Origin of the sequence: Anaerovibrio lipolyticus DSM 3074 (assembly GCF_900141865.1) — a bacterium.
GTDB lineage: Bacteria > Bacillota > Negativicutes > Selenomonadales > Selenomonadaceae > Anaerovibrio > Anaerovibrio lipolyticus.
Map to the genome: position 1 here is coordinate 1 of NZ_FQYW01000033.1, position 14,168 is coordinate 14,168.

The 14,168-nt window shown below is 43.2% G+C and carries 13 protein-coding genes; 4 read left to right on the top strand and 9 right to left on the bottom strand.

What is annotated here, in order from left to right; genetic code table 11:
- The first annotated feature begins 288 nt into the window (after window positions 1-288).
- Window positions 289-507, top strand: coding sequence for a hypothetical protein (locus tag B6K08_RS13270; RefSeq protein ID WP_080326328.1), 219 nt, complete (start codon window positions 289-291; stop codon window positions 505-507).
- Window positions 508-583: 76 nt separating this feature from the next.
- On the opposite strand, the gene B6K08_RS13275 is transcribed toward B6K08_RS13270, so the two are convergent.
- From B6K08_RS13275 to B6K08_RS13295, 5 genes are all read right to left on the bottom strand, one after another.
- On the bottom strand, window positions 584-1,255 hold the full coding sequence (locus B6K08_RS13275) for a potassium channel family protein (RefSeq protein WP_039211489.1): 672 nt from the start codon (window positions 1,253-1,255) through the stop codon (window positions 584-586).
- Window positions 1,256-1,265: 10 nt separating this feature from the next.
- Entirely contained in the window at window positions 1,266-2,639 is a 1,374-nt protein-coding gene (locus tag B6K08_RS13280) for a TrkH family potassium uptake protein (RefSeq protein ID WP_052212525.1), read from the bottom strand.
- A gap of 58 nt (window positions 2,640-2,697) precedes the next feature.
- Window positions 2,698-3,024, bottom strand: a complete 327-nt coding sequence (locus B6K08_RS13285; RefSeq protein ID WP_039211491.1) for an AzlD domain-containing protein — start codon at window positions 3,022-3,024, stop codon at window positions 2,698-2,700.
- Window positions 3,021-3,716 (bottom strand): AzlC family ABC transporter permease, encoded by a 696-nt coding sequence (locus tag B6K08_RS13290; protein ID WP_039211494.1) that lies wholly within the window; start codon window positions 3,714-3,716, stop codon window positions 3,021-3,023. The genes B6K08_RS13285 and B6K08_RS13290 overlap by 4 nt, the downstream gene beginning before the upstream one ends.
- Before the next feature lie 97 nt (window positions 3,717-3,813).
- Complete coding sequence (locus B6K08_RS13295; RefSeq protein WP_080326330.1) at window positions 3,814-5,049, bottom strand: aminopeptidase; 1,236 nt, start codon at window positions 5,047-5,049, stop codon at window positions 3,814-3,816.
- Window positions 5,050-5,191: 142 nt separating this feature from the next.
- Between B6K08_RS13295 and B6K08_RS13300 the strand changes: the two genes are divergently transcribed.
- A complete protein-coding gene (locus B6K08_RS13300; RefSeq protein ID WP_039211498.1) occupies window positions 5,192-6,208 on the top strand; it encodes an AI-2E family transporter in 1,017 nt (338 codons plus the stop codon).
- 79 nt (window positions 6,209-6,287) lie between these two features.
- On the opposite strand, the gene B6K08_RS13305 is transcribed toward B6K08_RS13300, so the two are convergent.
- From B6K08_RS13305 to B6K08_RS13315, 3 genes are all read right to left on the bottom strand, one after another.
- Entirely contained in the window at window positions 6,288-9,680 is a 3,393-nt protein-coding gene (locus B6K08_RS13305; protein WP_080326331.1) for a response regulator, read from the bottom strand.
- A gap of 93 nt (window positions 9,681-9,773) precedes the next feature.
- A complete protein-coding gene (locus tag B6K08_RS13310; protein ID WP_039211501.1) occupies window positions 9,774-10,559 on the bottom strand; it encodes a response regulator in 786 nt (261 codons plus the stop codon).
- 131 nt (window positions 10,560-10,690) lie between these two features.
- The gene (locus tag B6K08_RS13315) at window positions 10,691-12,229 is read right to left on the bottom strand and encodes an FAD-dependent oxidoreductase (RefSeq protein ID WP_234985377.1); all 1,539 of its coding nucleotides are present in this window, start codon (window positions 12,227-12,229) and stop codon (window positions 10,691-10,693) included.
- Between the two features lie 189 nt (window positions 12,230-12,418).
- Between B6K08_RS13315 and B6K08_RS13320 the strand changes: the two genes are divergently transcribed.
- Both B6K08_RS13320 and B6K08_RS13325 read left to right on the top strand, forming a co-directional pair.
- On the top strand, window positions 12,419-12,775 hold the full coding sequence (locus B6K08_RS13320; RefSeq protein WP_039211503.1) for a cupin domain-containing protein: 357 nt from the start codon (window positions 12,419-12,421) through the stop codon (window positions 12,773-12,775).
- 71 nt (window positions 12,776-12,846) lie between these two features.
- Window positions 12,847-13,281 (top strand): Rrf2 family transcriptional regulator, encoded by a 435-nt coding sequence (locus tag B6K08_RS13325; RefSeq protein ID WP_039211506.1) that lies wholly within the window; start codon window positions 12,847-12,849, stop codon window positions 13,279-13,281.
- A gap of 66 nt (window positions 13,282-13,347) precedes the next feature.
- Here the strand turns inward: B6K08_RS13325 and B6K08_RS13330 are convergent, their stop codons facing one another.
- Window positions 13,348-14,070 carry a DUF169 domain-containing protein gene (locus B6K08_RS13330; protein ID WP_039211509.1) on the bottom strand — a complete coding sequence of 241 codons (723 nt, stop codon included), beginning with the start codon at window positions 14,068-14,070 and terminating at the stop codon, window positions 13,348-13,350.
- Between the last annotated feature and the right edge of the window lie 98 nt (window positions 14,071-14,168).

Genomic DNA, 14,168 nt, shown 5'->3' on the forward strand with positions numbered 1-14,168 from the left:
GAGGAGGAAGATGCTCTTCTCTGCTCACTGGACCGGATATTTGATAACGCCATAGTCTTTAACCTTAAGGGAAAAAGTTACCGTGGTCGAAAGCTCAAAGTAGTAAATGTTCAGGTTGACAATCTGAACCATGAAGATAAATAGTGTTTAGATAAGGCTAACTAACAGCCTAAGCTGGGTTATTGGTCAACAAAGCTGACTGTTGTATTGGTCATTTTAGACTGACTCTGAAATGGCTATGACGACCGACCCGTAGGTGGTTAAATTACGCCGACGCTAATAATAGTCATGGGTATTGATATAACAGGGAATTTATTGATTATCGGTGTAAGCGGAGCAATCTCATTCTTTGCCGGCAGGGCCTACCTCTCCAACAAGAAACAGCATGAGGAACGCTGTAAAATCTACCAACAACAATATGATGTATGGGCCAATGGCTATAGATGTACAGCCTGCGGCACCCATTACCCAATGCAAACAGACGATAATGATTTGCCAAATAAATAGCCTATACAAGACAAAAAGCCGGGAACAGGCTGCCATCCATTGGATAGCGACCTGCTTCCGGCTAATTTTTTACCCGTTACTCCCCAGACAAAACCTTTTCCTTAAACTTTGCCAATACCTCATTTGAGCCAATGGCAAAAACCTTGTCCCCTTTACAGAATTTATAGGTTGGCGGCGGCGTAATCAAGGTTTTCTCCTCATGAATGATTGCAATAACATTCAGGCCAAATTGGGCGCGGAGATTGGCCTCCACAAGATTTTTATTCCACAGCTCCTCCGGTGCATTAAAGTTAATTATTTTAATATCACCCTCTATTTCAATATAATCCTTAACATTAGGTGTCACCAATTGCAGTGCCAAACGCTTGGCCATTTCCAGTTCGGAAAATACAATTCGAGTGGCTCCCATTTTTTTGGCCATTACAGCATGACGTTCATCAATGGCCTTTACCACAATATCCGAAATATTACGCTCTTTGCATAGCATGGTGGCCATAAGACTTGCTTCCAGATTTTTAGTAGCAATAATAACTGTGTCAAAGCTCTCCATGCCAGCTTGATCAAAGGCCCTGGAATCACGGATATCAAAGCTGACTATTCTCGATACCTGATCTGCCAATTTGCTGACAACAGCTTCATCTACATCCACGCACAAAACTTCATAGCCCATTTGTTCCAAGGTTACGGCCAGGCTTATGCCAAAACGGCCCATGCCCAGAATCGCAAATTGATTTTTTCTGCTTACCATATTCTTTACCTCAACCTATCATAATATTGCCTTCCGGATATTTAATCAGTGATTCCTCCTGCTTGATAACGGCCATTATAAATGTCAAAATCCCCACTCTGCCCATGAGCATGGTAAGGGACAATATGAGCTTGCCCCACATATCCCATTCGTTGGTGATGCCTATTCCCATACCTACCGTGCCAAAGGCCGAAACCGTTTCAAAAATTACAGCTCCCAGCTGATGGACCTCACCATCAATTACCGACAACAAAATACCGGCGGATACCACCCAAATAGTTGCGATGGTAAAAATGGCGTAGGCCTGCACCTGAAGCTTTCTGCTTATCTGTCTGCCAAATACGACGTTTTCCCTTTTACCACGAACTACAGACCACATGGACAGCATAACGATAAAATATGTGGTGCTCTTGATACCACCGCCAGTGGACAGTGGCGAGGCACCGATAAACATGAGCAGTATCATCACCAGCTTGCTAATCTGGGTAGCTGCATCCAAATCGAAGGTATTAAACCCCGCTGTACGACATGAGATGGAAGTGAAAAAGGACTGGGCCAGCTGCTCACTCAGCGGTAAATTGCCCAATGTTCTTGGATTCTGGCTATCCACCAAAAATATCAATAAGCCTCCCAAAACAATGAGGAATGCCGAAGTGGACAGTGCAATCTGACTATGGAGGGTAAGCCTACGCCATTTATGGTTATGCAAAACATCATGGATAACCGTGAAACCAATTCCGCCCAATATTATCAAGGTTCCCAGACACCCCATCAAAAAGAAGTCATCCCCCCGCTTGGTCAGGCTGTCATAATTACCAAATAAGTCAAAGCCCGCATTACAAAAGGCGGAAACAGAATGAAATATCCCATAGCCGATACAATCCCAGCCATATTCCGGGTAAAAATGCCAGGCCAGCAAAACGGCAAAAAAGCCCTCCACCACAAAGGTGTATTGTATCATGCGACGAATCAGGGGGAACATCCCCATTCTGGAGCTTTGGTTAAGGGATTCCTGCAACACCTGAGTTTCCGACAGGCGAAAACGATATCCCATACTATGGGCAACCAAGGTCCCCAGGGTCATAATCCCCAACCCTCCTATCTGGATAAGGAGCAGCATAACCACCTTGCCAAATAGGGTCAAATCATTTTTCAAATCCGTCACCGTCAGTCCTGTTACGCAGGAGGCCGAGGTGGATACAAAAAGTGCGTCCACGGGGTGGAGCCCCATATTATCCGTGGTACTGATGGGCAAGGTCAACAACAATGTGCCTAAACCAATCATAAGAATAAAGCTCAGACAGATTATCTGATTTGGCTTCATGCGGAAGCTATGTTGAATTTTTATAACATCATGTCTTCGCCAGTTTGGTCCAAAATGCATATTATCTATTCACATCCTTTTCGATGGATGGTTAATATATTTCGTCACATCAATTTTATCACATATATTGATTTAAAAGCCAATAGGCTGCCAGCCCTACAATAATGCTGTAAGCGAGATTTCTTGTCTTTGCCGCCACAAGGAGTACCGGTATGGCTGCCAAAAATTCTACATTTGTCCAGCTGAAGCGAAACCCACTATGGGCATCACCAAAAATTGAAACAAAAATCAGCGCACCAAATACAGCCGTGGGCACATACTTCAACCAAAGAGACAGAAATGTCGGTAAAGGGCGTCTCCCCAAAATTGCCAATGGCAGAATTCGGGAAATATATGAAGAACAAAACAGTCCGAATATGCAGATTAAAATATCTGTATAACTCATTTCTTCTCTACCCCCTCACCATTATCTATTGCTGCCCCTACAATAGCTGCCACTACAGTGGCCACTACCACATTCAGCATATTGTCCAGCCACAAGGACAGCAAAAGGGCCAGGCCCCCGCCCAGCACACCAATACCAATAAGCTTGGCGGATTTAAAATGAAATGACCACAGGCCAATAAACATGGCAATAAGGGCATAGCTTACGAGTCCGGTATCAATATACACTGCACTGCCCAGCAGCACCCCAGCCACTGTGGCCAGCATCCAGCTCATGTGAGCCAGAAAATTCAGGCCTGCTGCTTTTTTAGGATTCCATTCACTATTCCGCTTCTGAAATTCAATGCTATTCACAGCAAAGGTTTCATCCACGATTTCCTGGGCATAAATCATACGATACAGCAATGATTCCTTGGAAATATGCTGATTGAGGATGAGTCCGTACAGCATATGACGCAGATTTACAATGCCTACAGTAATCACAATGGGAATGATGGCCGTCCCAGCGCCAATCATGGCAAGAGCAATAAACTGGCCACTGCCGGCAAAGAGGAAAATAGACATCATGGCCATCAAGAAAGCATCCAGCCCCACCTTTTCTCCCAATATACCGCAGGCCACACCCAAAGGTATATACCCGAAGCATATCGGCCAGACAGCCTTGAAAACCTGTTTATTAAAATACTCACCCATAAATAGATTTTCCTCCCCAATAAAATGATAATAACTTTTTAATAACATCTTTTTAATGTTATTAAAACATTTAATACCCTAAAAAGTCGTATGCGATTTAAAATTCAACAAAATTGCCCCTGGTGAAAATCTGCACTGTACTTCCATCTGCCTTTGTACCTACGATTTCCATATCCTCTGTACCGATCATAAAATCCTCATGCACCAGAGAATCATTTACACCATGCTGCAAAAGCTCCACAGTATCCATCCTTTCTCCACCTTCAAGGCAGGTAGGATATGCCTTGCCAAAGGCCAAATGACATGCCGCATTTTCATCGAAAAGTGTATTGTAGAAAAGGATACCGCTGTTGGAAATAGGAGAATCATACGGCACCAAAGCCACCTCCCCCAAATGCTTTGCCCCATCGTCGGTATCAAGGAGCTGCTTTAGAACCTCCTGCCCCTTGGTGGCACTGTATTCCACCACTTTACCTTCCTTAAATACAAGGCGAATTCCATCAATGACATTTCCCTGATAAATAAGAGGCTTGGAGGCATAAACAACACCATCCACACCGTTACGGTCCGGCAAGGAATACACTTCTTCCGTCGGCATATTAGCCACAAATTCTACTTTATCTGCAGCTATTTCAGCACCGCCAGCCCAAATATGTCCCTCTGGCAGCTTCACAGTTAGGTCTGTACCCAATCCATTGGTGTAGTGTAAAGATACCAGCTTCTCTCTATTAAGAAAATCCGTTGCCTTCTTCATAAAGGCCGTGTGCTTGCTCCATGCCTCAATAGGATCATTTTTTTCATCAATGCGGACTGCAGAGAAAATTGCCTGCCACAGCTTGGCAACTGCCTCCTCCGCATTGGCAGTATCCTTGAAAACCTTGGAGGCCCAGGCAGGAGTTGGAATGGAAACCACACACCAACGCAGCTCATTGTTCATAATGGCTCCCCGATATTCCAACAGAGCCTGCCCGGCAGCCATTTGGGCACGGCGCAGCTTATCCTGTTCCACTCCTTTGAATATAGATGGGTCACTGGCATGAATAGAAACTATGGCCGCCCCTTTTTCCTTGAAGCTCATAAACATATCGTAGCGATATTGGGGAAATTCATCAAAAATTTCATTGGCAGCACCATCAAAACGGATGCGTGAAAATTTCTCATCGCTCCAGTTAATCTTCACATCGGAGCATCCGGCCTCAAAGCCTTCCTTAGCCACACGACGGGCAAAATCAGCACATTCAATTGGAGAATTGATTACCAGTAGCTGTCCCTTTTGCAGGTTTACACCGGTTTTAACCACCAATTTTGCATATTTATTTAAAGGTTTATCCATAAAACTACTCCTTGTAATTAGTATTTAAACATTATAGACTATATTATACCTTAAATTTATTCCTTGCAACATAAAGAAAAATTTGAACATTTGCGGTATAATTATTAAAAGAGCACATTTTTTTATAAAAGGAGGGCAATTTATGATTTCTGCCCGTCAGACATCCATAGTCCTGGCTGTGGCCTTTGTGGCTCTGGCATCAGGCTTTTGGTTCTTTCCATCCTTCGCATTCATATTTTTTATTTCCCTTTTGGTACAGCTGCTGCTGGTAGGGATGGTAAACAAATTATCCAAAAAAATCCCACGGTCTGTAGCCGCAGGCCTTATATTATTCTTCTTTTTGCTTATTCTCTTTGGGCTGGCCACAGTGATATCCGTATCCTTTATACCGACATTTTCCAGTTTTATTATGGATTTACCCCGTCTGGCAGCCAAAATACAAAATATGCAGTTTATTCAGGATATGCCCTCCATCAACAGCTCCCTGGACAATATGTGGGGGGATATAGCCTCCATGGGCTCCAATCTTTTGAGGGAATCCCTAAGATTTATAGTATCCACCTTCAACAAGATTATCGATTTTGTTATCATAATTTTTGTTACCTTCTATCTGCTTAAGGACGGCAGGGCTATTCTTCATTTTATGGCCAACCTTTTCCCGCGGAGAGACAAGGTAAGAGTTTTTCATCTCTTTACGGTTGTGCTGCACTCCTTGCAGATTTACATCCGTAGCCAGCTTCTCATGTGCTGCATAACTGGTGTTATCGTTTACTCCTACTTCTCCATTATGGACAACAAGTACGCCTCAGTTTTCGCTGTTATCAGTGGAATCTGTGAGTTTGTTCCCGTTCTGGGTCCTACAGTGGCCTCCCTATTTGGAGTAATGCTGACAGCCACCGATACACCATATCTGATTATTCAGACAGCCTGCTTCTATCTTATAATGACTCAAATTAACCACAATCTTATTTATCCTAATGTTGTGGGCAAAGCTCTGGACATACACCCTATTACCACCATTTTGGGTGTTGTGCTGGGTGGTGAAATTCTAGGTACTGCAGGAATGTTTTTAGCCGTTCCATGTATAGTAGTAGTAAAGCACATAATTCTTGATATATATCAAAGTGAACAGGAATTAAAGGACTCAACCAAAAATTAAATATGGAAAAATAAAGGATGAAGGTCTGCTGATTTAATAAATTAGCAAGCCTTCATCCTTTTTTAATTCTTTACTTTTTTCAGCCCTGTTTCATGAGCTCCTGCAGCTTTTCCCAGTCCGGCAGCTTTGCAGCCTCCTGTAATGCTTGAAGCTTTTTACGGTCCTTGGCCTCCAGCCTGTACCCTGCCAATTCCCCCAGCAAATACATCAAATTATCATAATCAAAGGTTTGGATAATATCACCAATGGTTTCCCAAGCCTCCTTTAGCTCTGCATCAGATATTGCCGCCTTATTTTCTTCGTCTGGCTCAGATTTTTCTGTTAATGGAGCCAGTGCCTTGGCATAGTCCTGACAAAGAGCTAATAATACTGGTGTATCAGCAGTAAGTTCATCCATATAACCGTTATTACCGGCATCCTCAAGTCTTCTGGCCCTTTCAGACAGCTCATTTAATCCCGCTACTCTGGCGGTACTTTTTAGAGCATGAACCTTGGTTGTATAATTATCACATTCACATGTAGCAAAGAATTGCTGAATTTCCTCCGCCACTCTTGGCAATGATTCTGCAAATACCGTAAGAGCCGATAAATAGGCCTCCACACTGCCACAATGCTTTATTCCACTTTCCGTATCCAAGCCAGGTACTGACAATAGCCATTCCGGCAAGGATACTTCCCCAACCACTTGTGCTGGCACATTGTCCTGGTACTTAACCTTCTCAGGCGGTAAATATTTAATTAAGCATTGCTCCAGCTGACGGCTATCAATAGGCTTAGTGATATAATCATCAAAGCCAGCCTTAAAATATTCCTCCCGTGCACCCGCCACTGCATTAGCCGTAAGAGCAATAACCGGCGTATTGGCATTTGGACAATCCGTCAGTTTTTTCAGCTCCGTTAATGTTTCTATGCCATCCATTCCTGGCATACGATGGTCAAGGAATATGGCATCATAGGTATTTTCTTTAACCATATCTATACATTGATAACCGCTTACGGCAGTATCAATCTGAATGTGAGTACGTTTTAAAAGTCCCTTGACTACCGTCAGATTCATTTCTGTATCATCCACAACCAATATCCGTGCCTCAGGCGCCACAAAGGATTGATTGTCGTTATGACGTTCAGCCTGACTGCGACGATAGGCTTCCTCATAATTTCCCATAGCTGTCCAATTAAGAACCTTTTGTTTCACCTCAAATGAGAAGCATGAACCCTCGCCATATGTACTGGTTACCTCCAAATGACTATCCATCATGGAAAGCAACTTTTGAGTAATGTTCATGCCCAAGCCAGTACCCTCAACGGTACGATTGCGTTTTTCCTCAATGCGTTCGAAGGCCCGAAACAGTTTATGTATATCTTCTTCCTTAATACCGATTCCTGTATCAGTAACTGCCACCTTTAACATGACTTCATCATCTGATAGCTTCTCCCAATTTACGCTCAGTGTAACACTGCCCTTTTCAGTGTATTTTACTGCGTTGGTCAGAATATTTGTAATAATCTGACGCAGGCGAAGCTCATCACCCAAAAGCATGCTTGGCAAATCCTGAGCTGCCTTAACAATAAATTTTAATCCTTTTTTAGCTACTCGACCAGCTATCATATTTACCAAGTCATTTAATATTGAGCTGGTGGCATATTCAGCGGGAATAAGCTCAAACTTGCCTGCCTCAATTTTGGAAAAGTCCAAAATATCATTTATCAGGCCCAATAAGGTGGTTCCAGCCGTACGTATATTTTCCGCATACTCCCTTATAGTATTATCAGTGGCTTCCCGCAATATCATTTCATCCATACCGAGGATAGCATTAATTGGGGTGCGAATTTCATGGCTCATGTTGGACAAAAAATCGCTTTTTGCCTGATTAGCAGCCTTGGCCTGTTCGGCCATTTCCTTAAAATCCTTGTTGGACTGGGTGAGCTCCTGAGTCATGGCATCCAAGAAGGTCGCCATTCTGGCTGCCAAAGGAATGACATTGTGTTTCTCCTTTTGTGGAACTAAAGGATGGCATACGCAATGATCAGAGTACTCGCCCTCCCGGAAGCCGATGGCGATAAGAGCACTGTTAAGGATTCCGCCTTGGCCATGATTAAAGTAAAATTCCGATGTACCATAGTTGGCTATCAACTGCGGTACAAAACGACGGTAAAACCCCAGCTCTTCATCAGCAGCCTTGTTCAAAAACATGGTACGGTTACCACAAATGGCCAAAAAAATTCCTTCTGGAGCGAAATCACACATTTTATCGCTGTATTTTGCAGTTTTTTGCAAAAGCTCATCCGGGACAGCATAGGTAAGTCTAACCTTTTCACCCTGATGAATGTCACCATTGAAATATATCCGTCCCTGGTCATCATGGATAGGTGGAACCCGGGCAATAAGACAACCGTTTCGCTCAATTACCAGAGGGAACTCAGCAATGTTAAAAATAAAATTTTCATCAGGAAGAACCTTTAGGTAATGGTAATAGACATCAGTCGCCGGAAAATCATCCAAACGGGCAATGCAGTTTGTCCCAATTGCTTCAGTAATGGTCAGCTCTTTACCCAGAGGCTTCCAGCCTAGTACATAATCCCCTTGAACATGTAAATCATCACCATAAAAAATGGCAACAACAATTCCTAGGGAAATAATCTTATCCCCGGCAATGAACTGACTTTCCTGCTTATTATGCATATCCATCAGCAGAAGATTTTTACTGGAAGACTTTACGTCAGTTATTTTTCCAAAGGTTCCGGCAGAGGCGCCAAAAAAAACGATATTTTCATTGCCGCTTACCATGTTATTAAAAAAGGTAGTAAACTCCGTTCCCATACAGTTGCAATAAACAGCAGCTGCTTTGGCATTAGGGTATGCAGCAATTAATTCTCCAAATTTTTTTCCCTCCTGTGCATAATCATTAGGAGCGCCTTCTATTTGAAGTAGCTTTATTTCAGAATGTATGAAGAAATTGGCACTTATTATAAGGGATTCTGTATCATTGGTATACCCAAACAGGGTCTCGGTTATACCTGTTACAACAGCCTCAGGCAATACCTCTTTTATACGAGTGAGTATATGTTCAGCCAGAGCTCCATTCATCCCATGAAATATGAGATGAAGATACAACGTTTTGGCATTCATGGTATTGCAGAGATTCTTTATATCAGTTAAATTGTCATTTAGCTCCTGCCACCATTTTTCCCGGACAAGCTTTTCTTTGAACAGCCGATTCTTTACGTCAGCTATAACCTTGTCAAAATCATCAATTATTTCCTGTTTTTGGGGATTATCCTTTAAAACATGCTCACGGACCCGATCCCTTATGGAAAGAAGTGTTTCATTTAGCTTTTGCTTTTCCTGGGATTTTTTTTCCTTTTTTCTTAAACGTTCCTCTACATCAGCCAAAACCGTATTTATATCCTGCCACCTATCATCATTTTCATGGCCTGATTCCTTATATACAATATATTTTCGTTGAAGCATGTTACGGTGCCTCCTTGGTTTTCTTCAATAAACGCTGATTTTGAAAACGCCCCTGCATAACACAAGGGCGGAAGGTTTCCAATTTTATACATTTTATAATACATTGGAGTCATGAAGCTTTTTGAATTTTTGTTTCTCAAAGAAATCATCTACAGCAGCCAGCAGGCGGCCTCGTTCCATGTTCTTCAAAAGGTATCCATCAGGCTTTAAGGCCAGCACCTTCATTACACTTTCCTGATCATCCTTTCCAGTCAGGAAAATAACCGGTATGGAATCTACCTTGGATTCGCTTCTAATCATTTCCAGCACCTGAGGGCCGGAGGTAACCGGCATCTCATAATCCAGCAAAATCAAGTCCGGCGTATTGTCGGCAATGTACATGAGTGCCTGGATACCAGAGGTGACAATGGTCACCCGATATTTGGTGGACAGCCAATCCTTTACCATTTTCAGGAAGGTACTGTCATCGTCTACCAACAAAATACTCTTCCGTTTAGCCAAATCATCATTAGCCTCCAACAACCAATCAGCCTGAGCCACCAGTTTCTTCATATCAAAGGGGCGCTCAAAGCTGGCGGAAATCAGTGGTACCGGAATACTTTGGGTCAATGTTTCAATTTCAGCGGCAGTACCAATAACAATAAGAAGCTTATCCTCCTCTGTACATATATCTTTTAGATATACCAAGGTATTTGTAATATCGTCCACATAATCGCCCAAATACAATACAAATAAATTTGTATCTTCCTTATGGGCCCCGATATCCTCCATAGTGGGCTCCACTTCCACAACCTTATACCCGGCATCAGTAAAGCTCTTGGCAATGGTTACTACCATAAAGGACTTACCTTTATTTATTAATAAAACTGTTTTTTGCATAGCTATCACTCCTCTGGCCACACTCGTCTACCTGCTTCTATTCGACAAAAAAGCTGCTTTTCCTGCTAAGTCCATTAATCTCCTTTCCACTGTTCAGCGAATTTGGCCATGATGATTGTCAAAATAAGGGCTTAACCTTCACTGACATAGCTACGCTCACTGGCTGGAATTTTATCCCATTGGACAGCGTTTACTTCAATATTGTGTGACAGCCCCCATACTGCTGCGATGCCAGCTGCTTCTCCCATGCTCATACATGTAGGCTGGATACGGAAGGAAGCCTGAGCGGCAAAGCTGCCACTGGCACAACGTCCCACCACAAGAAGATTAGAAACCGTATCTGTCACCAGTGCCCGATATGGTATTTCATAATACTGCCCCTTTTCCAGCTTTTTGAAAAGATCCAGCTTTACATCGTGAATATCAATCGGATAGGCTGTCCGACACACTGCATCTGCAAAATGGCGGGCCTTTAGGTAGTCCTCGGCCTCCATATAATACTTGCCACGAATCCGCCATGACTCACGTACACCTATCATGCTGGCCTCACGGCTAATATAGGCTTTTTCAAAACCAGGAATATTTTTAATAAAAAATGTAGCTAAATGACGCATCATACGACGACCAAAGCTGACGGCCCTGCTGGCGGAAATGGCATCCGTCGAGCTATAGGTCAAAGGTGGCAGCTCCGGACAATTCATGGACATTACCGTTGGCTTACCTGGAATGGTAAATGCCTGAATGTAAAGGATATCATCCTCCGTAACCTCCCCCTTTGCAACACCTGCTTCAAAGAAATCCTTGTTCTTTTTCCATTTGGCAAATTCAAAGAACGGTGGCCTATGTTCCTTTATCGCCTTTTCAATAATCTGGAAAATATCCTTGCCGTAATCATCCTTTAAATCCTGGGAAAAGAAACGATATACTCTCTCCACATCTATACCGCCCATTTCAAACCGCAGACTCATAGGCTGATTACGTCCCGTCTTTTCTGACCCCTTTTCCGTAGGTACATTGGCAAACCGTGAAAGCAGCGCATCACCTGTACCATCAATAAACACCTTTGCACGTATCTTGCCCAATCCCGCAGGAGTCTGGATAACGCAGTCGACTATTTTACCCTTTTCTTGCACCGTTCCTACCAATGAGGCATTGTAAAGTATCTCCACACCGGCCTCGGCACACATTTCCTCATAAGTCATGGTCAAATACTCTGGCACATACTGCCCACGGCCACCACCATAATAGGTATCTGTATCAATACCCAAGGTAAGCGGTGCCCCCTGCTTTGCCATGCGTTTATTTAAATCCGTTATATAAGGTGTATCACTGCCATCAATAAAGGTTGGCATACAAGGAAAAACACAGCCTTGGGTTGCCAGCCCCCCAAGAGAAATCCCCCGCTCCACCAGTACCACCTTAGCCCCTTTACGGGCTGCACTGATGGCCGCTGCTGTACCCGCTGAACCGCCGCCCACAACGCATACATCAGTCTCAAATATTACCGGTAATTCCACATTACGAAAGTTAATGGTATACGTCGGCATGGCTGCAGCTTTTACAGCATTGGCGGCATTGGCCCCATGACCAAGCATTGTACCTACAGCTGCCGCCCCCATTATTTTCATAAAGCTCCGGCGGGACATAGGAATCGAAAATGATGGTTTCAAATTAATCGCCTCCTGTATCAAATCGTACCAATACTTATACTGTTGTAACCATTCGTCGACTATCCCACATTGTCCTGCAAAAATTTTCTAATTTTTGTTGTAACTATTGACATTACATCAATGCAGTGTTATTATCTCATTGTAATCAAGTTAGTTACAACATTAAAAGAATTTTAGGAGGAAACCAACATGAAAAATTACAAAAAAATTAATGTAGCGAACGATGCAAGAACCGAATTACATGACAGTTTACAGCTTACCGGTGCTGAAATCAGCGTCAACAACCTTCCAGCCGGTGCCAGCGTTCCTTTTGTTCACTATCACAAAAAGAATGAAGAAATCTACTTTATCACCGGTGGAAAAGGCAAGGCTATAGTAGATGGTGACACTATCGAGCTGTCATCTGGTGACTGGCTCCGTATCTCCCCTGCTGCCCGTCGTCAATTCTTCGCTGCTCCTAATGAAGGTATCAGCTATGTGTGCATTCAGGTCAGAGAGAATTCCCTGGAGGAATATACTGCTGATGACGCAACCATTGAAAAATAGGCTCAATTGACAATAAAGACTCATTGTAATAACATGATTTACAATGAGTCTTTTATTTTAGGAGAATTGATATGCAGTTTTCATTTCGCATGCCGGTAGCAGTACAAATATTGCTGTGTATTGCCAAATTTGATGGTGTCTTTAAAACCACCTCCACCTTTCTGGCTTCCAGCGTAAATATCAATCCGGTTATTATCCGCAAAACCCTGGGACAGCTAAAGGCTGCCGGACTGGTTGAAGTCGCTGCTGGTGTAGGCGGGGCAAAGCTTGTAAAAGACCCCCGTGAAATTACACTACAGGAAATATTTAATGCAGTGGAAGAAGATGAAGACTTATTTCATATTCAGGAGAATCCTAATCCCAAATGCCCTGTAGGAAGAAATATACAGCAAGTGCTGGGCAATAAATTATCCGTAGTGAAAAACCACATGCTGGATGATTTTGCCAAGATTACATTGGCTGATTTACTGAACGATATAAATACTGCTGAAGAAAGCAGACAGTAGAATTTTCCATTGGCGGGTTATTTCATCTCATATTTTCCCACGTTATTACATTTGATTTTATTCTATTCAATCCAGCCGTTGGCAGATGGTTTGCCAGGTACCAGTGTGGAAGAAGCTTTTATCGGCATTTTCCTCCATTTCCAAAAAACGCTTAAACGGAATACTGAAGGACATAATATCCGCCGGCAAAAGCTTTCTGGCGGAGGGATCTGTCATGCCGATAAAGCACTCCCTGCTGCCACGCTCCGAAGCAGCCAGCACATTGCCTATTGACTGGCCACAACCGGCACCAAAATAATGCTTCACATTGTCCTGATTTTCCGTATCAAAATTGGCCAATGTAGCCAATCCCGACAGTCTGTCCGCATTTACCAAAAATATGACGGCCTCAGGACTATCAGCTTCTGTAACCTGGGCAAGGGGCTTCATCACCACAAATTCCTTCTGTCCCTTCGGAACTACCTGCCACCGCATAAACTTCAGGGCCAGCTCCTGGGAGGCCTTATAACGCTCTCCCTCCACCTTAAGGCCTTCACCCTCTGCCAGAAACTTATCAACAAAGCCTTCCTCATAGGGTCCAAAGCCGCAGCCGGCATGTCCTCCAGGACAAACAACTGTTGCATTGCTGAGAGCCACTGTCTTACCCTTGGAAGCGGCATTAATCAGGGCCACCACACAGCCCCATCGGCCCTCCTTAAACATTAAAGCTCCATCTGGCTTTTGGTCAGTGGGAATAACTGCCACAGGTTGATTTTTCAGCTTAATTGCTTCGGCAATCTTACTTTTCATAGGAAATCCCTCCTCGTATAATAAGTTTTGTAAGCAAGATATCCGCCTTGTCTACAAAGCTTATTTTTCTTTTACAACTGAATATTATTTACTAAACT

What these genes read in the sequence shown, in the direction of transcription:
- B6K08_RS13295 (WP_080326330.1), bottom strand. Translation starts at nt 5,049, where the DNA reads ATGGATAAACCTTTAAATAAATATGCAAAATTGGTGGTTAAAACCGGT.
- B6K08_RS13275 (WP_039211489.1), bottom strand. Translation starts at nt 1,255, where the DNA reads ATGGTAAGCAGAAAAAATCAATTTGCGATTCTGGGCATGGGCCGTTTT.
- B6K08_RS13325 (WP_039211506.1), top strand. Translation starts at nt 12,847, where the DNA reads ATGCAGTTTTCATTTCGCATGCCGGTAGCAGTACAAATATTGCTGTGT.
- B6K08_RS13270 (WP_080326328.1), top strand. Translation starts at nt 289, where the DNA reads ATGGGTATTGATATAACAGGGAATTTATTGATTATCGGTGTAAGCGGA.
- B6K08_RS13290 (WP_039211494.1), bottom strand. Translation starts at nt 3,716, where the DNA reads ATGGGTGAGTATTTTAATAAACAGGTTTTCAAGGCTGTCTGGCCGATA.
- B6K08_RS13280 (WP_052212525.1), bottom strand. Translation starts at nt 2,639, where the DNA reads ATGCATTTTGGACCAAACTGGCGAAGACATGATGTTATAAAAATTCAA.
- B6K08_RS13320 (WP_039211503.1), top strand. Translation starts at nt 12,419, where the DNA reads ATGAAAAATTACAAAAAAATTAATGTAGCGAACGATGCAAGAACCGAA.
- B6K08_RS13305 (WP_080326331.1), bottom strand. Translation starts at nt 9,680, where the DNA reads ATGCTTCAACGAAAATATATTGTATATAAGGAATCAGGCCATGAAAAT.
- B6K08_RS13285 (WP_039211491.1), bottom strand. Translation starts at nt 3,024, where the DNA reads ATGAGTTATACAGATATTTTAATCTGCATATTCGGACTGTTTTGTTCT.
- B6K08_RS13300 (WP_039211498.1), top strand. Translation starts at nt 5,192, where the DNA reads ATGATTTCTGCCCGTCAGACATCCATAGTCCTGGCTGTGGCCTTTGTG.
- B6K08_RS13330 (WP_039211509.1), bottom strand. Translation starts at nt 14,070, where the DNA reads ATGAAAAGTAAGATTGCCGAAGCAATTAAGCTGAAAAATCAACCTGTG.
- B6K08_RS13310 (WP_039211501.1), bottom strand. Translation starts at nt 10,559, where the DNA reads ATGCAAAAAACAGTTTTATTAATAAATAAAGGTAAGTCCTTTATGGTA.